The organism is Streptococcus sp. 17.1 (assembly GCF_016648655.1).
GTDB lineage: Bacteria > Bacillota > Bacilli > Lactobacillales > Streptococcaceae > Streptococcus > Streptococcus salivarius_E.
This window is the reverse complement of the sequence record NZ_JACLQM010000001.1, coordinates 192,369-214,132: the sequence shown is the minus strand read 5'-3', so window position 1 is coordinate 214,132 and position 21,764 is coordinate 192,369. Positions and strand designations below refer to the sequence as shown.

The 21,764-nt window shown below is 42.0% G+C and carries 18 protein-coding genes and 1 tRNA gene; 15 read left to right on the top strand and 4 right to left on the bottom strand.

Annotated elements, in window-relative coordinates; genetic code table 11:
- The 15 genes from H7T99_RS01045 to H7T99_RS00975 all read left to right on the top strand — a co-directional run.
- Window positions 1-6,951, top strand: a 6,951-nt coding sequence (locus tag H7T99_RS01045; RefSeq protein WP_201035934.1) for an LPXTG cell wall anchor domain-containing protein, incomplete at its 5' end; no start/stop codon positions are given.
- Between the two features lie 185 nt (window positions 6,952-7,136).
- Window positions 7,137-7,358, top strand: a complete 222-nt coding sequence (locus H7T99_RS01040; protein WP_002890796.1) for a DUF4649 family protein — start codon at window positions 7,137-7,139, stop codon at window positions 7,356-7,358.
- Between the two features lie 136 nt (window positions 7,359-7,494).
- Window positions 7,495-8,496, top strand: a complete 1,002-nt coding sequence (trpX, locus tag H7T99_RS01035; RefSeq protein ID WP_037601128.1) for a tryptophan ABC transporter substrate-binding protein — start codon at window positions 7,495-7,497, stop codon at window positions 8,494-8,496.
- Between the two features lie 9 nt (window positions 8,497-8,505).
- A complete protein-coding gene (locus H7T99_RS01030; protein ID WP_002883493.1) occupies window positions 8,506-9,375 on the top strand; it encodes an ABC transporter permease in 870 nt (289 codons plus the stop codon).
- Complete coding sequence (locus H7T99_RS01025) at window positions 9,372-10,130, top strand: ABC transporter ATP-binding protein (protein ID WP_002883503.1); 759 nt, start codon at window positions 9,372-9,374, stop codon at window positions 10,128-10,130. Before H7T99_RS01030 ends, H7T99_RS01025 begins: the two co-directional genes overlap by 4 nt.
- 179 nt (window positions 10,131-10,309) lie before the next feature.
- Window positions 10,310-11,971 (top strand): ribonuclease J, encoded by a 1,662-nt coding sequence (locus H7T99_RS01020; RefSeq protein WP_002883527.1) that lies wholly within the window; start codon window positions 10,310-10,312, stop codon window positions 11,969-11,971.
- A 134-nt stretch (window positions 11,972-12,105) separates the two neighbouring features.
- A complete protein-coding gene (locus H7T99_RS01015) occupies window positions 12,106-12,888 on the top strand; it encodes an alpha/beta hydrolase (RefSeq protein WP_021146944.1) in 783 nt (260 codons plus the stop codon).
- 119 nt (window positions 12,889-13,007) lie between these two features.
- Window positions 13,008-13,727, top strand: coding sequence for a matrixin family metalloprotease (locus H7T99_RS01010; RefSeq protein ID WP_014633224.1), 720 nt, complete (start codon window positions 13,008-13,010; stop codon window positions 13,725-13,727).
- A gap of 12 nt (window positions 13,728-13,739) precedes the next feature.
- Window positions 13,740-14,111, top strand: coding sequence for a hypothetical protein (locus H7T99_RS01005; RefSeq protein ID WP_021144289.1), 372 nt, complete (start codon window positions 13,740-13,742; stop codon window positions 14,109-14,111).
- 85 nt (window positions 14,112-14,196) lie between these two features.
- Window positions 14,197-14,640, top strand: a complete 444-nt coding sequence (locus tag H7T99_RS01000; RefSeq protein WP_002883520.1) for a flavodoxin — start codon at window positions 14,197-14,199, stop codon at window positions 14,638-14,640.
- Between the two features lie 52 nt (window positions 14,641-14,692).
- The gene (locus tag H7T99_RS00995; protein ID WP_037601132.1) at window positions 14,693-16,228 is read left to right on the top strand and encodes a ClC family H(+)/Cl(-) exchange transporter; all 1,536 of its coding nucleotides are present in this window, start codon (window positions 14,693-14,695) and stop codon (window positions 16,226-16,228) included.
- 72 nt (window positions 16,229-16,300) lie between these two features.
- Window positions 16,301-16,573 carry a chorismate mutase gene (locus H7T99_RS00990; RefSeq protein WP_037601135.1) on the top strand — a complete coding sequence of 91 codons (273 nt, stop codon included), beginning with the start codon at window positions 16,301-16,303 and terminating at the stop codon, window positions 16,571-16,573.
- A gap of 9 nt (window positions 16,574-16,582) precedes the next feature.
- Complete coding sequence (locus tag H7T99_RS00985) at window positions 16,583-17,809, top strand: voltage-gated chloride channel family protein (protein ID WP_037601138.1); 1,227 nt, start codon at window positions 16,583-16,585, stop codon at window positions 17,807-17,809.
- Window positions 17,810-17,936: 127 nt separating this feature from the next.
- Window positions 17,937-18,284, top strand: coding sequence for a 50S ribosomal protein L19 (rplS, locus tag H7T99_RS00980; RefSeq protein ID WP_002883489.1), 348 nt, complete (start codon window positions 17,937-17,939; stop codon window positions 18,282-18,284).
- Between the two features lie 50 nt (window positions 18,285-18,334).
- A tRNA-Arg gene (locus H7T99_RS00975) sits at window positions 18,335-18,406 on the top strand.
- Window positions 18,407-18,417: 11 nt separating this feature from the next.
- Here H7T99_RS00975 and H7T99_RS00970 read toward each other — a convergent pair.
- The 4 genes from H7T99_RS00970 to H7T99_RS00955 form a co-directional block, all read right to left on the bottom strand.
- Entirely contained in the window at window positions 18,418-19,497 is a 1,080-nt protein-coding gene (locus H7T99_RS00970; RefSeq protein ID WP_201035933.1) for a tyrosine-type recombinase/integrase, read from the bottom strand.
- 383 nt (window positions 19,498-19,880) lie between these two features.
- Entirely contained in the window at window positions 19,881-20,951 is a 1,071-nt protein-coding gene (locus H7T99_RS00965; RefSeq protein WP_201035932.1) for a type I restriction endonuclease, read from the bottom strand.
- A 14-nt stretch (window positions 20,952-20,965) separates the two neighbouring features.
- A complete protein-coding gene (locus tag H7T99_RS00960) occupies window positions 20,966-21,349 on the bottom strand; it encodes an ImmA/IrrE family metallo-endopeptidase (RefSeq protein WP_201035931.1) in 384 nt (127 codons plus the stop codon).
- Window positions 21,350-21,361: 12 nt separating this feature from the next.
- Window positions 21,362-21,727 (bottom strand): helix-turn-helix domain-containing protein, encoded by a 366-nt coding sequence (locus H7T99_RS00955; protein WP_201035930.1) that lies wholly within the window; start codon window positions 21,725-21,727, stop codon window positions 21,362-21,364.
- Between the last annotated feature and the right edge of the window lie 37 nt (window positions 21,728-21,764).

Sequence of the window (21,764 nt, the reverse complement as noted above, 5' to 3'; positions counted from 1 at the left end):
CCAACGACTGGAGCAGTAACATTTACGCCAGAAAAAGACTTTGTTGGTACTGCAAAAGGAGTAACTGTTCAGGCAACAGCTACTATTACAAATGCTAACGGTAAGACTGCAACCATTACTTCAGATGCGACCTACACACCAACTGTTGTGGCTGCTGTTCCAACAGCTCAACCAGCTACATCTAAAGATGTTCAAGGTGCAACGCAAACAGGGACACCAACCTTTGCAGGAACTACTGTCCAAGTAAACGGTGAAGATAAAGCTATTACAATCAAAGATAATAGCTACACGCTTTTGGATAATGATGGCAATGAAGTGACAAGTACACCAGCTTATGCTGCTGATGGTACAACTGAAATCGGTACTTACTCTATCGATTCAGCTACTGGTCAAGTCACTTTCACACCGACTGATAAATCATACACAGGTGTAGTAACACCGGCCAAGGTTCAAGCTGAAAGCTCAAACGGTATCAAGGTGGACACAACTTACACGCCTGAAATCGTACCGATAACACCGACAGCAACACCAGCTGAAACAACTGATATTCAAGGTGCTACTCAAACTGGTAAACCTGAATTCAAGGGTGGAACAGTAACCGTTGATGGTGTTGAGAAAACAGTAGCTATCAATGAAGATGTTCCAGCGACATTTGACGATGGTTCAACGACTAAGACAGTTGACGGTGTTGGTACTTACACAGTAGCAGCAGACGGTACGGTGACATTTGTTCCTGAGAAATCATTTGTCGGAACTGCACCGGCTGTAACGGTTGTTCGTGAAGACAAGAACGGAACCAAAGCCTCTGCGACTTACACCCCAACAGTAACACCAGTTACACCAACAGCAGAAGATACAACATCAACAGGTAAACAAGGTCAAACCCAAACAGGTAAGCCTGAATTTACTGAAGGTGATAGTCGTGTACCAATGAACGATGACGTTCCAGCAACATTTGAAGATGGTTCAACTACCAAGACTGTTGATGGTGTTGGTACATACACAGTAGCAGCCGACGGAACTGTAACTTTTGTTCCAGAGAAATCATTTACTGGAACAGCTCCAGCTGTGACGGTTGTTCGTGAAGATAAGAACGGAACCAAAGCCTCTGCGACTTACACACCAACTGTGACTCCAGTAACTCCAACAGCAACACCAGCTGAATCTACGGGACCTCAAGGTTTGGTTCAAACTGGAACAGTAACCTTCACAGAAGGTGATGAAGTAGCGCCAATTAACAAGGATTCAATTACCCTTCTTGATGAAACTGGTCAGCCAGCAGCATCAGTAGAAGCGAAATCACCAGCAGGTGATGTAATCGGTACCTTCACCGTTGATAAAGAAACAGGTGTTGTGACCTTCACCCCAACGGATAAATCTTATTCAGGTGATGTTGTCCCAGTTAAGGTTCAAGCAGCTGATACAAATGGTACAACAGTAGAAACAACTTACACACCTAAGATTACTCCAGTCGTTCCAACTTCTGAAGATGCAACAACGACAGATATCCAAGGTGCCACTCAAACAGGTAAACCAACCTTTACTGAAGGTGATCCAAATGTTCCAATTGATGAAGATACACCAGCGACCTTTGAAGATGGATCAACTACGAAGACAGTAGATGGTGAAGGAACATACACCGTTTCTCCAGATGGTACAGTAACTTTCGTACCAGAAAAATCATTTACTGGAACTGCTTCAGGTGTAACAGTGAAACGTGTGGATAAGAACGGAACTGAAATCACAGCTAAGTACACACCAACAGTAACTCCTGTAACACCGACAGCGACACCAGTTGAAACAACAGGTAAACAAGGTCAAACCCAAACAGGTAAGCCTGAATTTACTGAAGGTGATAGTCGTGTACCAATGAACGATGACGTTCCAGCTACTTTCGACGATGGTTCAACTACGAAGACAGTTGATGGAGTTGGTACATACACAGTAGCGGCTGACGGAACAGTAACCTTTGTTCCTGAGAAATCATTCACAGGTAAAGCGCCGGCCGTAACGGTTGTTCGTGAAGATAAGAACGGAACCAAAGCTTCTGCAACTTACACACCAACAGTAACACCGGTGACCCCAACTGCTACACCAGCAGAATCAACTGGCCCTCAAGGTCTTGTTCAAACTGGAACAGTTACCTTCACTGAAGGTGACCCAGTTGCACCAATTGATAAGGATACCATTACTCTTCTTGATGAAACTGGTCAGCCAGCAGCATCAGTAGAAGCGAAATCACCAGCAGGTGACGTGATCGGTACCTTCACCGTTGATAAAGAAACAGGTGTGGTTACTTTCACACCAACGGATAAATCTTATTCAGGTGATGTTGTCCCAGTTAAGGTTCAAGCAGCTGATACAAATGGTACAACAGTAGAAACAACTTACACACCTAAGATTACTCCAGTTGTCCCAACTTCTGAAGATGCAACATCGACAGATATCCAAGGTGCTACACAATCTGGTAAACCAACCTTTACCGAAGGAAATCCAAATGTTCCAATCGATGAGGATACTCCAGCTACCTTCGAAGATGGCTCAACTACGAAGACTGTCGATGGTGAAGGAACTTACACAGTTTCTCCAGATGGAACAGTAACCTTCGTACCAGAAAAATCATTCACTGGAACTGCTTCAGGTGTAACAGTGAAACGTGTGGATAAGAACGGTACTGAAATCACAGCGAAGTACACACCAACTGTGACACCAGTAACTCCAACTGCAACACCAGTTGAAACTACAGATATCCAAGGTGCTACACAAACTGGTAAACCTGTATTTACTGAAGGCGATAGCCGTGTGCCAATGAACGATGATGTTCCAGCAACATTTGACGATGGCTCAACGACTAAGACTGTAGACGGTGTTGGTACTTACACAGTAGCAGCAGATGGAACAGTAACCTTCGTACCAGAAAAATCATTCGTAGGTACTGCACCAGCTGTAACAGTGGTTCGTGAAGATAAGAACGGAACCAAAGCTTCTGCAACTTATACACCAACCGTAACACCAGTTACACCAACTGCAGAAGATACAACATCTACTGACAAACAAGGTCAAACGCAAACAGGTACACCAACCTTCACACCAGGTAATCCAAATGTTCCAATGGATGATGATACACCTGCAACATTTGAAGATGGCTCAACGACTAAGACTGTTCCTGGTGAAGGAACTTACACAGTTGCTCCAGACGGAACCGTAACATTTGTTCCAGAAAAATCATTCACTGGAGAAGGTACAGGCGTAACGGTTAAACGTGTCGACAAGAACGGTACTCCAGTTACTGCTAAGTACACACCAACTGTGACACCAGTAACCCCAACAGCAACTCCAGCTGAATCAGAAGCACCTCAAGGTGTGGTTCAAACTGGAACTGTGACCTTCACCGAAGGTGACCCAGTTGCACCAATCGATAAGGATACCATTACTCTTCTTGATGAAAATGGTCAGCCAGCAGAATCTGTAGTTGCTAAATCACCAGAAGGTAAAGAAATTGGTACTTTCACAGTTGATAAAGAAACAGGTGTTGTAACCTTCACACCAACTGATAAATCTTACTCAGGTGATGTGGTTCCAGTTAAGGTTCAAGCAGCTGATACAAATGGTACAACAGTAGAAACAACTTACACACCGAAGATTACTCCAGTTGTTCCAACTGCTGAACCTGTAACATCTACAGATATCCAAGGTAAAACACAAACAGGTACACCAAGCTTCACACCTGGTAACCCTGCAATCCCAATGGATGATGATGTACCAGCAACCTTTGAAGATGGCTCAACAACTAAAGTTATTCCAGGAGAAGGTACTTACACTGTAGCTCCTGATGGCACAGTAACCTTTGTCCCAGAAAAATCATTCACAGGAGAAGGTACAGGTGTAACCGTTAAACGTGTAGATAAGAATGGGACACCAGCTACAGCTAAGTACACACCAACTGTGACACCAGTAACTCCAACAGCGACACCAGTTGAAACAACAGGTAAACAAGGTCAAACCCAAACAGGTAAGCCTGAATTTACTGAGGGCGACAGCCGTGTGCCAATGAACGATGACGTTCCAGCTACTTTCGATGATGGTTCAACTACGAAGACAGTTGATGGAGTTGGTACTTACACAGTAGCAGCAGACGGAACTGTAACTTTTGTTCCAGAGAAATCATTTACTGGAACAGCACCAGCAGTGACAGTGGTTCGTGAAGACAAGAACGGAACCAAAGCTTCTGCGACTTACACCCCAACAGTAACACCGGTGACTCCAACTGCTACACCAGCAGAATCAACTGGTCCTCAAGGCGTGGTTCAGACCGGAACAGTAACCTTTACCGAGGGAGATTCCGTTGCTCCAATCGACAAAGATACCATTACTCTTCTTGATGAAAATGGCCAACCAGCAGCGGCAGTGTTTGCGAAATCACCAGCGGGTGATATTATTGGTACCTTCACAGTTGATAAAGAGACAGGTGTTGTAACCTTCACACCAACAGATAAATCTTACTCAGGTGATGTGGTTCCAGTTAAGGTTCAAGCTGCGGATACTAATGGAACAACTGTAGAAACAACTTACACACCTAAGATTACTCCAGTCGTTCCAACTTCTGAAGATGCAACATCGACAGATATCCAAGGTCAAACACAATCTGGTAAACCAACCTTCACCGAAGGAAATCCAAATGTTCCAATCGATGAAGATACTCCAGCTACCTTCGAAGATGGTTCAACCACTAAGACAGTAGAAGGCGTTGGTACATACACAGTAGCAGCAGACGGAACAGTAACTTTCGTTCCAGAAAAATCATTTACTGGAACTGCTACAGGCGTAACCGTGAAACGTGTTGATAAGAATGGTACTGAAATCACAGCTAAGTACACACCAACTGTTACACCAGTCACACCGACTGCAACTCCAACAACATCAACAGATATTCAAGGTGCTACACAAACTGGTAAGCTAGTATTTACAGAAGGCGATAGCCGTGTACCAATGAATGACGATGTTCCAGCAACATTTGATGATGGCTCAACGACTAAGACTGTAGACGGTGTTGGTACTTACACAGTAGCAGCAGATGGAACTGTAACCTTTGTTCCTGAGAAATCATTTGTTGGTGAAGCCCCAGCAGTGACAGTTGTTCGTGAAGATAAGAACGGAACCAAAGCCTCTGCAACCTACACACCAACAGTAACTCCAGTTACACCAACTTCAGAGCCAGCAACATCTACAGATATCCAAGGTCAGACACAAACAGGTAAACCAAGCTTCACGCCTGGTAACCCAAGTGTCCCAATGGATGATGATGTACCAGCTACCTTTGAAGACGGCTCAACAACTAAAGTTATTCCAGGTGAAGGAACTTACACAGTTGCTCCAGACGGAACTGTAACCTTCGTCCCAGAAAAATCATTCGTAGGAACTGCACCAGCTGTAACAGTGGTTCGTGAAGATAAGAACGGAACCAAAGCCTCTGCAACCTACACGCCAACTGTGACTCCAGTAACTCCAACAGCGGAACCAGCAACATCAACAGATATTCAAGGTGCAACTCAAACCGGTAAGCCAACCTTCACCGAAGGTGATAGCCGTGTGCCAATGAACGATGACGTTCCAGCAACCTTCGACGATGGTTCAACCACTAAGACAGTAGACGGCGTTGGTACTTACACAGTAGCGGCTGACGGAACAGTAACTTTCGTACCTGAGAAATCATTCGTTGGTGAAGCTCCAGCAGTGACAGTTGTCCGTGAAGATAAGAACGGCACAAAAGCCTCAGCAACTTACACACCAACTGTAACTCCTGTTACACCAACTGCTGCCCCAGCAACATCAACAGACATCCAAGGTCAAACGCAAACAGGTAAACCAAGCTTCATGTCTGGTAACCCAAGTGTGCCAATGGATGATGATGTACCAGCTACATTTGACGATGGTTCAACAACTAAAGTTATTCCAGGTGAAGGAACTTACACCGTTTCTCCAGACGGAACAGTAACCTTTGTTCCAGAAAAAGCATTCACAGGAACAGGTACAGGCGTAACAGTGAAACGTGTTGATAAGAATGGTACAGCTATTACAGCAACCTACACACCAACCGTTACACCAGTAACACCAACTGCAGAATCAGTTACTTCAATTGGTAATAAGGGTCAAACGCAAACAGGTAAGCCAAGCTTCACTGAAGGCGATAGCCGTGTACCAATGAATAACCAAGTTCCAGCTACCTTTGAAGATGGTTCAACTACCAAGACGATTTCAGGTGTTGGTACTTACACAGTAGCTGCAGATGGAACTGTAACCTTCACACCAGAACCTGAATTTACAGGAACTGCCCCAGCAGTAACAGTTGTTCGTGAAGATGTTAACGGAACTAAGGCTTCAGCTACCTACACACCAACTGTTCTTCCAATCACTAAGTTTGTTGATAAAGAAGGTAAGGAAATCCCAGGATATCCTACAGTTGATGGTGAACAGCCAAAAGTTGAGATTCCAGGTTACCGCTTCGTAGAAACTAAGAAATTACCTAATGGTGATATCGAACATGTCTACGAGCAAGTAACAACATCATATGTAGATGAAAATGGTACTCCAATCCCTGGTTATCCAACCGAAGATGGCCAACAACCTAAGAAAGACATTCCAGGTTATGAATTTGTGAAGACAGTTGTAGATGAAAATGGTAATACTCAACACATCTACAAACAAATTGTGACTCCAACACCTGTGCCGGATACAACTCCGACACCAGAGCCACAGCCAGCTCCACAAACAGAAGAGCCTAAGGCTCCAGTGCTTCCAGAAACAAAAGAAGAAGCTCACTTTATCAATCCAACTGATAAGACAGCCCAACTTCCAGAAACTGGTAGTGAAGATTCAAACCTTGCAATCTTTGGTTTGGCAAGTCTTCTAGCTGGATTCGGACTCTATGGCACAAAACGACGCAAACGTTAAAATGATTTAACGGTCGTATAGGACCTTAAGAATCCAGATTTCAATTAAAATAGACCTCATGGTATTTGCCATGGGGTCTATTTGTATGGCCCAGACTGCGAGTTTTTTTAAGTCGTCATGATTGACTTTGCTCTCTAGGAAGCGTAATCTAGACCTTAGTTAAAGGATTATAAGGAGGTCCCTCGATGATTGAAGTAACTTATTTAAATACCGCCAAGCAAGAAAAACACACTTCCTTTGAAGATTACAATGAATTTGTTAGGGCACAGCAAGCTTGTTGGATTGCCTTACCAGATTCAACGCCAGTCACTAAGGTGACAATCAACGGACATGATATTGGCTACAAGGGACAATATGGTGACCTTTACTTTTATATTATGAAGTTAGACTTGGCACAATATCAGTAATAGTAAGGGAAAAGAATTAGACATCGTGTTCTGGTTCTTTTTCTTTAATCAAGGTAATTTTTATAAATTAAGAATATTGCTAATTGACTGAAAATGACTTACAATAGAAAGGAAGAATTTATAGAAGGAGACACATATGAAAAACAAGCGTTTAATTTGGACTTTGGTTTTCTTAGCTATCTTGACGCTCGGTTCTATTGGGACAGATCTTTTCAAAAAAGAACACCAAGATGCCAATAAGGTCGTCAAAGTAGGGATCCTCCAGTTCGTGACTCACGACGCCCTGGATCAAATCGAGAAGGGAATTGAGGATGGCCTTAAGGAAGCTGGTTATAAGGGGGACAAGGTTAAAATCACCCTCCTAAATGCCGAAGGAGACCAGTCTAAAATTCAAACCATGTCTAAACAATTGGTTAATGACAAGAACGATGTTGTTATCGGTATTGCCACACCAGCAGCACAGGGGCTAGCGGCAGCTACCAAGGATATTCCAGTCATTATGGGGGCTATCTCAGACCCTGTTGGGGCCAAATTGGTTAAGAATCTCAAGCATCCGGAAGGCAATGTTACTGGTACCTCTAACCAAGTGCCGATTAAGCAAACAGTAGACTTGGTCAAATCACTGACACCAAATGCCAAAACTATTGGTATTCTCTACGCTTCAAGCGAGGACAATTCCAAATCACAGGTTGAAAGCTTTAAGAAATACGCAGAAAAAGATGGCCTGAATGTGGTCGAGTACGCCGTTCCATCAACCAATGAAATCAATACAACCATGTCAGTCATGACTGGTAAGGTAGATGCCATCTGGACGCCTCAAGATAATACGATTGCCTCAGCCTTTTCAACAGTAATCTCATCAGCCAACCAGGCTAAGATTCCAGTTTATACGACGGTTGATACGATGGTGAAAGAAGGTGGTTTGGCTTCAGTTGCTCAAAGCCAATATGAACTTGGAAAGGCTACAGCTCGTAGTGCCGTTAAGGTTCTTAAGGGTAAGAAAGTAAAGGATGTTCCTGTAGATGTTATCGATGATGGCACACCAACGCTTAACCTTAAAGTTGCTCAAGACCTCAACATCACCATCCCTGACGATGTGCTTAAACAGTCAGACATCGCTGTTAAAGCTGATAAATAAGGAGGACTTATGATTATTTCATCTATTTATCAGGGGCTTCTATACGGAATCCTAGGTCTTGGGATTTACATGACTTTCCGTATCTTGGATTTTCCTGATTTGACAACAGAAGGTTCCTTCCCTCTTGGTGGGGCAGTAGCAGTAACCCTTATGAACTTTGGTTGGAACCCTATCTTGGCAACCTTGGTTGCCGTTTTGGCCGGCTGTGGTGCTGGACTTGTGACTGGTCTCCTCTATACTAAGGGAGAGATTCCTACTATTTTGGCAGGGATTTTGGTCATGACCTCTCTTAACTCAGTCATGCTTATGATTATGGGAAGGGCCAACTTGGGACTTCTTGATATTAAGACTATTCAAGATTTGCTTCCTTTCAGCAAGGACTACAATCTCTTGATTGTTGGTCTCATTGCTGTGACCATTGTTATCACTGCCTTGATTGCCTTTCTTAACACGCGCCTTGGTCAAGCTTATATTGCCACAGGTGATAATAGAGACATGGCCAAATCTTTTGGTATCAACACAGACAATATGGAAGTGATGGGTCTTGTTATCTCAAACGGTATTATTGCCCTCTCTGGAGCCTTGATTAGCCAACAGGACGGTTATGCCGACGTTTCTAAAGGGATTGGGGTTATCGTCATTGGTCTTGCCAGCATCATCATTGGTGAGGTCCTCTATGCGACTAACTTGACTCTGTTGGAACGTTTGATTGCCATCTGTATTGGTTCAATCCTCTATCAGTTCCTTTTGACAGCAGTTATCGCTCTTGGCTTTAACACGAACTACCTCAAACTCTTTAGTGCGATTGTTCTGGCTATTTGTTTGATTTCGCCTGTCCTACGTCGAAAATTCTTTAAGGGGGTGACCTTATCACGATGACAGCTATTGTAGAACTCAAAGATGCGACTGTTAAGGTCAATAACGGTTTTGACACCGAAAAAACCATCCTGGACCATGTTAATCTTACCATTAGAGAAGGTGATTTTATTACCATTCTTGGTGGAAATGGTGCCGGAAAATCAACCCTCTTCAACGTCATTGCAGGGACACTCATGTTGACCAGTGGTCAGATTTTCATCATGGGTGAAGATGTTACGGCTCTGCCTGCTGAGAAGCGTGCTAAGTACCTCTCACGAGTCTTCCAAGATCCTAAAATGGGGACAGCTCCTCGTATGACTGTTGCAGAGAACCTCTTGATTGCCAAATACCGTGGTGAAAAACGAGGGCTTAAATCACGCCAAATTCATCTCTACACAGAGGAGTTCCAAGGTCTGATTGAACGTATCAGTAATGGTTTAGAAAAGCACTTAGATACACCAGCAGGTCTCCTTTCAGGTGGTCAGCGTCAGGCTCTCAGTCTTTTGATGGCGACACTTAAACGTCCTGAGCTCTTGCTCTTAGACGAGCACACTGCAGCCCTGGATCCTAAGACCAGTGTAGCACTCATGGAGTTGACTGATGAGTTTGTGACGGGAGACCATCTAACAGCCTTGATGATTACCCACCACATGGAAGATGCCCTAAAATATGGAAATCGTCTGATTGTTATGAAGGATGGTCAAATCATTAAAGATCTTACCAAGGAAGAAAAAGGTCAATTGGATATCACAGACTACTACGCTATGTTTGAGTAAGCCTAGTCTGACTCTAAATTGTAAAATAAGCCAAAAAGTTGTATACTTAAAGGGTATGCAACTTTTTGTTGTGGCCTGTAAATCGACAAGGAGACTGTTCGCACGAACGTTCAGCTTCTTGGACCGTCTGTAAAAATAGGCTCTAGAAGAGAGTCAAACTAAAAAGGAGAAAAACAAGCATGAGCGATATTAAAATTATTGCCCTAGGTGGAGTACGTGAAAATGCTAAGAACCTCTATATTGTTGAGATTAACGACTCTATCTTTATCTTGGATGCTGGTCTAAAGTATCCTGAAAATGAACAACTTGGTGTTGACTTTGTCATCCCTAACTTAGATTACTTGATTGAAAATAGAGATCGTATCCAAGGGATTTTCTTAACTCACGGACACGCCGATGCCATTGGTGCCCTACCTTATATCTTGCAAGAAGTCAAAGCACCAGTCTTTGGATCATCCCTCACAATCGAGTTAGCTAAACTTTTTGTCAAGAATGCTGGCGTTAAGAAATTCAATAATTTCCATGTTATTGACGCAGAAACTGAAATTGAATTTGAGGATGCTGAGGTTTCATTCTTCAAAACAACTCACTCAATTCCAGAATCAATGGGGATTGTTCTTGGCACTGACCAAGGCAATATTGTCTATACAGGTGACTTCAAGTTTGACCAAGCTGCCCGTCCTTACTACAAAACTGATTTAGGTCGTTTGGCTGAAATTGGACGTGAAGGTGTTCTGGCCCTCTTGTCAGACTCAGCAAATGCGACAAGTACTGAACAAACAGCTTCTGAAGCAGAAGTGGGCCAAGAAATTGACCAAGTTATTGCTGATGCAGAAGGACGTGTTATTGTTGCTGCAGTTGCCTCAAACTTGGTACGTATTCAACAAGTCTTTGATTCAGCTGCTGATCACGGACGTCGTGTTGTTCTTACGGGTTTTGACGTAGAAAATATTGTCCGCACAGCCATTCGTCTCAAAAAATTGACTGTGGAGCATGAAAAACTTATTGTCAAACCAAAAGACATGAACAAGTTTGAAGACCACGAGTTGATTATCCTCGAAAATGGTCGTATGGGTGAACCAATCGATGGCCTTCAAAAGATGGCTGTTGGTCGTCACCGTTACGTTCAAATCAAGGATGGAGATTTGGTTTATATCGTTACAACTCCAAGCATTGCTAAGGAAGCCGTAGTGGCACGTGTCAACAACGCTATCTATAAAGCTGGTGGAACTGTTAAGATGATTACGCAGAGCCTTCGTGTTTCTGGACATGCCAATGCTCGCGAACTTCAATTGATGATTAACCTCCTTCGTCCACAGTATCTCTTCCCTGTCCAAGGGGAGTACCGTGACCTTCAAGCACATGCAGAGTTAGCCTTGGAAGTTGGTATTCTTCCAGAAAATATTTATATCGTTAAACGCGGTGACATCATGCACTTGTCAGAGGATCAAGGTTTCCTTCATGAAGGAGCTGTCCCAGCTGGTGATGTTATGATTGATGGTAATGCCATTGGTGATGTGGGTAATATCGTCCTTCGTGACCGTAAGGTCTTGTCTGAAGATGGTATCTTTATCGTAGCTATCACTGTTAACAAGAAGGAACGTAAGATTGTCTCTAAAGCGCGTGTGAATACACGTGGGTTCGTTTATGTGAAGAAGAGCCGTGATATTCTCCGTGAGGCTGCTGACATTGTTAATGCTACCGTTGAAAATTACTTGGCAGGAGACAGCTTCGACTGGGGTGAACTTAAAGGTGCTGTCCGAGACGATGTGGCTAAGTTCCTCTTCGACCAAACCAAACGTCGCCCAGCTATCCTTCCAGTTGTCATGGAAGTCCGCTAATAACTGACTAAAACATAAGAGTGTGAGCGTGTCGCTTGCACCATAGACATTGAGGAAAGTTTTAACAAGACTTTGTTCTAAAATCAAAAGCTGGGGGTGTCCCAGCTTTTCTAACATTAAGAAAGGAAAAACAAATGGCTTTTTTTCAAATTGAATACTCATCAGATGTTCTAGGACAATACCGCCAAGTGGATGTCATCTATCCAGATCGTGATCAGATTGCTGAAACGGAAAGTGATACGGACATCCCAGTTCTCTATCTCCTTCATGGCATGGGGGGCAATCATAATTCTTGGGCCTTCCGTACCAATATTCAGCGTCTCCTTCGTAAGACTAATCTCATTGTTATTATGCCTAATTCTGAAAATGGCTGGTATACAAATACCAATTACGGGGTTAAGTATTACGATGCCATTGCTAAGGAGCTTCCTCAAGTCATGCAACGTTTCTTCCCTAGTATGACTAAGAAGCGTGAAAAGACCTTTATCGCTGGACTTTCTATGGGTGGCTATGGTTCTTTCAAACTAGCCTTAACGACAAATAACTTTGCTTGTGCGGGTTCCTTCTCTGGTGCCCTTGGATTATCAGTAGAGATGATTACAGATGAAACGAGTGAGTCTAAGGAATACTGGCAAGGAGTCTTTGGCGATTTGGAAGGAAAAGACATTAAGCAGCATAAACTGGTTAACCTAGCCAAACAACATGATAAGAAAACCAAATTCTTTGCCTGGTGTGGCCTCGAGGATTTCCTTTTTGATTCTCAAGATAAGGCAGTTGCTGATTTGAAGGCCCTTGGTTTAGACATTGACTACAGCACAGACCATGGAAGACATGAGTGGTATTACTGGGAAAAACAACTAGAAGCCTACTTAGAATGGTTACCTATTGATTACGTTAAAGAAGAACGCTTGTCTTAATAGGTCAAGTTTGTAACATCTTATCAAAGAGATGATAAAAGCTTAAAGTGATATTTTTTGCTTGTCAGAACTATTAGAGCTTGATATACTAGGGGAAGTTTCGAAAAGGAGGCTCAATAATGAAAAAATTATTCAGAGTAATCTTCTATATTCCCAAACTTCTTTTACAATTTATTTGGAATCTTATTTGGGCTATATTTAAACTTGCCCTAGTCCTAGCCCTTATTGGTTATGGACTCGTCTACTATGCCAATAATTCTTCAAGTACCTTAGCCACAAACATTAACCAAGCCTTTCATCAAGTAGAGCTAGGTTTTAGTGGAACCAGTACTAGTGACGTTGAGAAAGTTGTCTCTAACCTATCAACGACAGATACCATTCCAGAGTCTAATGGAGCTAGATGGGCACAAAATACAGCTAGCATCTATATTCAGTCTACCGATGAAACCTTGGTAGCTGCTTATAAGGAGGCTATCACCAACTGGAATAACACGGGTGCTTTCATCTTTACTTTAACTGATGATGCCTCAACAGCTGACATTGTTGCGACTGACTATTCCGATGTGAATTCACAGGCAGCAGGTTTAGCAGACACTCAAACCAATGTTTTGACCAATCGCATCACTCATGTAGATGTGAAGTTGAACCGTTATTTCCTCTTGAATAGTGATTTTGGTTATACTCACAAGCGTATTGTGAATACGGCTGAACACGAATTGGGACATGCCATTGGCTTAGACCATGATGACTCTAAGACATCCGTTATGCAATCAGCAGGATCTTATTACGGGATTCAACAGGTGGATATTGATACGGTCCATGCTCTTTATGCTAATTAAGGAGGGGCTGTCATGCGCTATTTGAAACGCCTTGCTAGACGTTACCCCATGCAAACCTTCCTTTTTCTTTTCAATGCTGGGGTCTTTACTTGGTTGCAAACAACAGGAACCATGATTGCCAATCGTTTGGGCCTATCAGGTGAAGGTATTTGGATTTATATTCCCAATTGGGTAAAAATGCTGACCAGCCATTCTATTGAGAGTATTCAAACCCTATACGGGGCCTCTGGTTGGAGTTGGCTAATCACCTCTATGCTTCTTACTTGGCTCTTGACTTTTCTGAGAGGTCTCATGAGAGCAGTGATTCTCATTCTGATAGTTGGTCTTGGCTTATGGCTAGTTTATCGACACTTTGAACTCTTACAAAATCTAAAACTGTCCTGATGGGCAGTTTTTTTGAGTTGTTAGGTCGTTTATTTTCTGAAGAAATATGATATAATATAGCTAATTTATTATTTTGGAGGACATTATGGCTTTAGCAAAAATCGTTTATGCCAGTATGACCGGTAACACGGAAGAAATCGCAGATATCGTTGCCAAAAAATTGGAAGAATTGGGTCACACTGTAGATGTAGACGAGTGTACAACGGTTGATGCCGCTGATTTTGAAGATGCGGACATCTGTATCGTAGCGACTTACACTTATGGTGATGGTGAGTTGCCAGATGAAATCGTTGACTTTTACGAAGATTTGGCTGACCTCGACTTGTCAGGTAAAATCTTTGGTGTTGTAGGTTCAGGAGATACCTTCTACGATTATTTCTGTCATTCAGTGGATGAGTTTGAAAATCAATTCACATTCACAGGGGCGACTAAGGGTGCTGATAGCGTCAAGGTTGACCTTTCTGCTGAAGATGAAGATATCGAAAACCTTGAAGCTTTCGCTGAAAAAGTTTCAGAAGCATTAGCATAAGAAAAAAGCAGAGTAAAGTCTGCTTTTATTGTAGTCAAAAATGGAGTTTTTTATGAATGAAATAGAAAGAGATTTTAGGACGCAATCTCAACATCTCCTTTGGTCCGTTTGGCGAGGGCTCTTAGTGGGGGTGACAGCAGGAGCAGTGGTCAGTCTTTTTCGTTGGTTAATTGCCAAAGGGGCCGCATTTTCTGTAGCTATTTACGAAGACGCCCTTCATAATCCACTTCTGATTCTGGGAATTGTACTTGTTAATCTCTTGATTGCCCTTTTTATTGGTTACCTTATTAAGCAGGAAAAAGACATCAAGGGCTCAGGGATTCCCCATGTTGAAGGGGAACTGATGGGGCTCCTACATCCGTCCTGGTGGTCAGTATTATGGCGTAAATTCCTAGGTGGAGTCCTTGGGATTTCAATGGGACTGATGTTAGGACGTGAGGGACCTAGTATTCAACTAGGTGCCATGACTGCTAAGGGATTAGCCAAGGGACTTAAGCTCTCTGCACGTGAGAAGCGTGTCTTGATTGCTGCTGGAGCAGCAGCAGGGTTATCGGCTGCCTTTAATGCCCCGATTGCTGGTCTTTTGTTTGTCGTCGAAGAAGTCTATCATCATTTCTCTCGTCATGTTTGGGTGACAGCTTTAACGGCATCTTTAGTAGCCAATGCTGTTTCCCTACGCATCTTTGGCCAGGTACCAGTCCTTGCTATGACAGAAAAATTACCCGTATTTCCTTTGAAGGATTATTGGATTCTTATTGTCTTGGGGATTTTTCTAGGTGTGCTTGGATACGGTTATGAGTGGGTTGTCTTACGCATTGGTAAGGTCTACCAAGGGTTAGGGAAAATCTTCCACTTGCCATCTCATTTTCATGGCCTCTTGGCAGTTCTGTTTATCATTCCTATTGGTCTTTATTTTCCACATCTTTTAGGTGGTGGGAATGAATTGATTCTTGCCCTAAATGGTTTACATCCTGCTCTAACTGTGGCTATCCTCTATTTGGCTATTCGCTTTATTTGGAGTATGTTGTCCTTTGGTTCAGGTTTTCCTGGTGGGATTTTCTTGCCGATTTTGACTCTAGGTGCTCTTTCTGGTAGCGTTTTTGCGGCAGCTTTTGAAAATCTAGGATTTTTACAAGTCAGTCAGTTCCCTATTTTTATCATTCTTGGTATGGCTGGTTATTTCGGTGCTGTATCTAAGGCACCGCTCACTGCTATGATTTTAGTAACTGAGATGGTAGGTGACCTTCACCAATTAATGACAATTGGAGTCGTGACCCTGATTGCCTATCTCGTCATGGATTTCATGGGAGGAGAACCTGTCTATGAAGCCATGCTTCACAATCTAATCGCTCACGAACCAAAGCAAGTTGATAATATACCGACGATGATTGACTTACCGGTTACAGATAGTCTAGCTGGTCGATTGGTTAAGGATTTAACCTTACCTGATGGCGTTTTGATTTCCACTCAGATTTTTCAGGACCAGTCTGAAGTTGTTCATGGAGACACACGTCTAAAAGCAGGAGCAACCCTGTATCTAGTTGTTAATGAAAGTAATATCAGTCAGGTAAGAAAACTCTTTTTATAAGTAATTCAATGGCTTGAGGCTCTTTTGTCCTCAGGTCATTTTTGTTATAATGGAGAGAAAAAGGAGGTCAGTATGGACTTAAATGAGATTCGCCAACAGATTGACACCGTTGATAATGAGATTGTGGCTTTGTTGGAAGAACGTATGAAATTGGTAACTCGAGTAAGTGCTTATAAACAACGCACTGGAAAGGCGATTTATGATCCTGAACGAGAGCAGGCTCTGCTAGACAAGGTAGGCGCTAGTGTCCTTAATCCTGAATATAGAGAAGCTATCGTCGCAAGTTTTGCGGATATTATGAAGCATTCACGTACTTATCAAGCAAGTAAGTTAGAAGAAAAGTAGGCCTCTAGGATGAAAGTAAGACAATTAAGTGATAGTCAAGGTCTTTCTTACTTACATTTAGTAATGTTAAGTCTTTATGCAATCTTGTTAGGGGTACTGGTTGGACTGATTGATGCTATTTTTGGGCGCGTGCTGATAGGACTTTCGGAATTTCGTGACCACCATCTCTTTTATCTAGTCCCGGCACTTCCTTTAGCAGGTCTTTTGATAGTTTACCTTTACCAAAAGTTTGCGGGTAAGGCAGCACAGGGAATGGGCTTGATTTTCAAGGTTGGACATAATGAGGAGGATCAAGTCCCCCTAAGGTTAATTCCACTGGTGACTGTAACCACATGGCTGACCCACCTTTTCGGGGGTTCTGCAGGTCGTGAGGGAGTTGCTGTACAACTGGGGGCCACAGTTTCTCATGCTTTTAGTCGCTATTTTAAGCTCCCGAATGCTTCACGTATTTTCTTGACCATGGGGATGGCCGCTGGTTTTGGAGGGCTCTTCCAAACACCAATCGCCGCGACCTTCTTTGCGCTTGAGGTATTGACTCTAGGACAGTTAAGTCTGCCAATCTTGGTACCGACTCTTATTGCATCTTTTGTGGCTAGTACGACAAGCCATCTCTTAGGTCTTGAAAAATTTAGCCACTTTGTCTCCGAAAGTTTGACTATTGACCTTGAGACGTTTATTAAGTTAGCTCTTTTAGGTTTGGCCTTTGGTATTGCAGGAAATCTCTTTGCTTATCTCTTGTCACTAGCTAAAAAGAAAGTAGCGAGTCTGCTCCCAAATCCTTATTATCGTGTTCTCTTAGGAAGTGTCGTCTTAACCTGTCTTCTTTTGATTTTGTGGAAGGGACGTTATACAGGTCTTGGAACGAATTTGATTGCTTTAAGTGTTGGTGGTGGGACCATTTATCCATTGGATTGGCTCTTGAAATTGCTCTTGACCGTCTTTACCCTATCTCTTGGTTTCCAAGGAGGAGAAGTAACCCCTTTGTTTGCTATCGGAGCAAGTCTTGGTGCTGTTCTAGCACCAGTTCTGGGACTTCCAATTCCACTTGTAGCAGGTCTAGGCTATCTGTCTGTCTTTGGTAGCAGTACCAATACCCTTTTAGCCCCTATTTTCATTGGCGTTGAAGTCTTTGGTCCCGCTAATGCAGTCCCTTACGCGATTGTCATGGCTTTTGCTTATCTCATAAATCATAAGACGAGCATTTATGGACAACAAAAAATGCTAGAAATGCAATAAGATACTAGACATCCTGATAATTTTTTGATAAGATACTAAGAGTGTGTAATGGACACACAAAAATAACGGCTAATCCGCTGAGACACAGAGGTTGCTCTTAAGATTAGTAAGATAGGAGTATATAAAAATGAATCCATTGATCCAAAGTTTGACAGAAGGTCAACTTCGTACTGACATCCCATCATTCCGTCCTGGTGACACAGTTCGCGTTCACGCGAAAGTTGTCGAAGGAACTCGCGAACGTATCCAGATCTTTGAAGGTGTAGTTATTTCACGCAAAGGTCAAGGGATCTCAGAAATGTACACAGTTCGTAAAATTTCAAGCGGTATCGGTGTAGAACGTACTTTCCCAATCCACACTCCACGTGTTGAAAAGATTGAAGTTGTACGCTACGGTAAAGTCCGCCGTGCTAAACTTTACTACTTGCGTGCTTTGCAAGGTAAAGCTGCACGTATCAAAGAAATCCGTAAATAATTTACAGATTTCACCGAAAAAATCTGTCCTCGTGGCAGATTTTTTCATAAGTCCTCTTAGTTAAATGGATATAACAACTCCCTCCTAAGGAGTCGTTGCTGGTTCGATTCCGGCAGGGGACATTTTTAAGCCTTTAACCATGCGGTTTTAAGCCATTTTGTCCACATTCTGTCCACATTTGTTTTATCTTTTCATCGTTTCGTGATTTTTGCTCTTGTAACTGGTGGGCGTAAACTTCCAATGTGATGTTCAGATTCTCATGCCCTAAAACTTGCGATACAGAAATCAAGTCAATATCGTGGGCTATTAAATAGCTGGCGTAAGTGTGCCTTAACGAGTGGACACGTACTTCACGCCCAATGATTTTCCGTAAGGTTTTATTGACGGCATTGTTGGATAGTGAAGGCAGTAGTCTACCATCTTCAGTAGGTGGCAGTTGGTCGATAAAATTTATAAATTCATCATCAAGCGGTATCTCTCGGATACTGCTTTTTGTTTTTGTTGGTAGAAAACCAGTATTGTTTTTATAGTCCCACGTTTTATTGACTGATAACATGCCAGTATCTCTGTTGATATCATCCACCGTTAAGCCTAGACACTCAGCAAAACGGATACCAGTTTTAGCTATGATATAAAGTGCTGCATAAGACGCATATTCTGGATGCTTGCTTGTCTCGTAGATCAATCGCTCGTATTCTTCGACCTCTAGGAATTTCGTTTCAATATCACGCCCTTTGTTCTTAGCGTTGATTTTAGCAAACTTGCAAAAGTTACGCTTGATGTATCCTTCATGCACAGCCATTTCAACGCACGATTTGACATGCACATTAAAACGCTCGACAGTATCTTGGGCGTGAGTTTTAGCATAGCTATTCAACACACGTTGGTATTGTGTGGCAGTAACAGATTTTAGTTTCTTATCACCAAAGAATAATTCTATCTTGCGTTGAGTGTTGATGTATGCCTTATAAGTTATCTTGGAAACGGTGGTTTTTTTATAAACCTCGCACCACTGCTTAAAATAATTATATAAGGTAATATCTTCATCCACAGTGATGTTGTCTTGTAATTTCAGCTCCATCTCAGCAGCGGCCTTGATAGCTTCAGATTTAGTCCTGAAGCCCCCCTTTGACTTTGGTTTCCGCTTGCCAGTGGAGTCGTAGTAGTTTATTCGATACTCCCAGCCGTTGGGGCGTTTCCTGTATGATGCCATTATTTATCCCCCTATTATGGTATAATAAAAGGGTAGTGGTGAGTATCTCACACACTCCCTTGATATAGCTTAGCCAGTCGAAAGGCTGGCTTTTTTATTTGGTTAATCCATAAGTACTTCATTTTTTAATAAAAAACAAAAGAGCCAATTCAACAAACGAACTGGCTCTTTTTAGACGTTTTTGTTCCCTTACACTTGCGCACGCACAAGCCATAGGGCGCTGAACTTAATCAGTCTTCCACTAAAATTAGTTTACAAAATGTTTTACTTACTGTCAACGATTTTATAAAAAAATAGTAAACATTTTAACCAGTTCTGGTGTTTTCGTGTAATCGGATGCATACCTTTGCATTTGGTCAATAAGATTTTGAATTTTCAAGCCTTTATGAGAATTTCTTGATTACTTCTAAAATCTCATCGGCATAATTTGCAACCTCGAGAGGAGTAGATACTGGGAAGATACCTTTATCACGAATTTCGATTGTGCTTCTCTTTGAATTTGAACGATAACGTAATACCCATTTTTTGATATTGTCATCAACCAAAACATTGAAATAACTACGGTTGTCTCTATAGAATACACGTTCTGGAGATATTATATCCTTAGCAAGCATTTTAACAACAGTGTAAACTTCTAATTCAGCAGGAGTTGTGACAATTCCGTCAGCTACTTCAACAGTTTCATCAGGCTCTGTTTCAACTTTTGGAATATCGGTTGTTACTTTCGTTTCAACACTTGTATTAAGTGCAGCGCTCAATTTTTCATTAACTCTTTCTGTGATGAACTGATTAAACCCTTTTACAATGATCGGAGAAAATGTCGTCAGGATATTTTGAGTCACACGACCTTCATAGATTTCTGACGTTAGATATTTGAGGAAACTATCTGAAGGTGTAGCGATGTTTTCAGTCAGAAATGCTTTAAGATTGTTGAGATATTTCAATTCAGAAGCTGATGAAACAATATTATCAATATCAAAATTTTCTTTGTGGAATTTGATAATTTCAGTAAATTGATTTTCTTTTATATCAGTCACATCGATTGTCAAGAATGGAGTTGTGTCCATTTTATTCGGTTCATCTAAATCAGTAAAGAATTTATATTCTCTACCATTTGTCAAGATGCCGAATTTTGATTTAGTAGTTACGAAATATCTGAACAATTGAGAGTCATGCTTAGTGAGATTTTCAGTAATCGATTTACATTCAATCAGGATTTGTGGTTCACCATCCAAAATGATTGCATAGTCGACTTTTTCGCCTTTTTTTATACCTACGTCCGCAGTAAACTCTGGGACAAACTCAAGAGGGTTGAATATGTCATAACCGAGCGTTTGGAAGAAAGGCATAATGAAGGCGTTTTTGGTTTGCTCTTCATTTGTAATGCTTTGGCTGAGGTCTGCTACACGTTTGCCGACTTGTTTTAAATCGGCTTTTACTTTATCAATTTCCATATTGATACTCCTTTTTAATTTGCTAATGATAAATATTCTTCCTTAACCATGATTTCATTTGTCATGGTTTTTAGATTGTAATACGACATGAATTTGAGATAATCAAACTCCGTGGGGTCATCTAAGCTTTCTAGCGCGTCTTTTACGAGATGATGGATCATGTTCCTATCAGCTTCGTTTTCACAACGTAGGCGAGCGTTCTGGTACTCTGAGCGTGCATGGTCTTTGTGTCCGAGTTCATGCAGCAGTACTTTAACTCTCTCTTTTTTACTAAGTTTGCTTGACAAGAAAGCTGTATTGGTTTCTTTTTCGTAGAATCCAAGTTCATCAGGTATTAGCTCACCGTCAAAATCGACAATGCGAACCTGAAAATGACTTATAATTTCTTTTTCGGTCACTAAGCAGTACCTCTAATCACCAGCTTCTTTAAGGTACCCCTCAATAATAGACTGGATGATTTTCTTCTTTTCATCTGTTAATTCTCGACCGCCGAACATCATGACATTAGATGCCATTTCTTCAACATTTAGTGTTTTTCCTTGCCAAGTGTACTCTTTTGAATCACCAGCAATAGCAGGGTTATCTGTACGACCGAGCAGGTAGTCAGTGGACACGCCGAAGTAGTCGGCGATTTGTTGTAGGCGTTCAGCAGAAGGTTGATTCCTTTTCAACCCGTACAAAGAATTTTTGCCTAGTTTTAGCTTATCTTCTAAAGTATTTAGCGAAATCCCTTGTTTTTCACATAAATCTTTTACGATTTCAAAAGTAGAAAACATTGATTTATCAGCCTTTCTAAGACATGACAAAAAATAT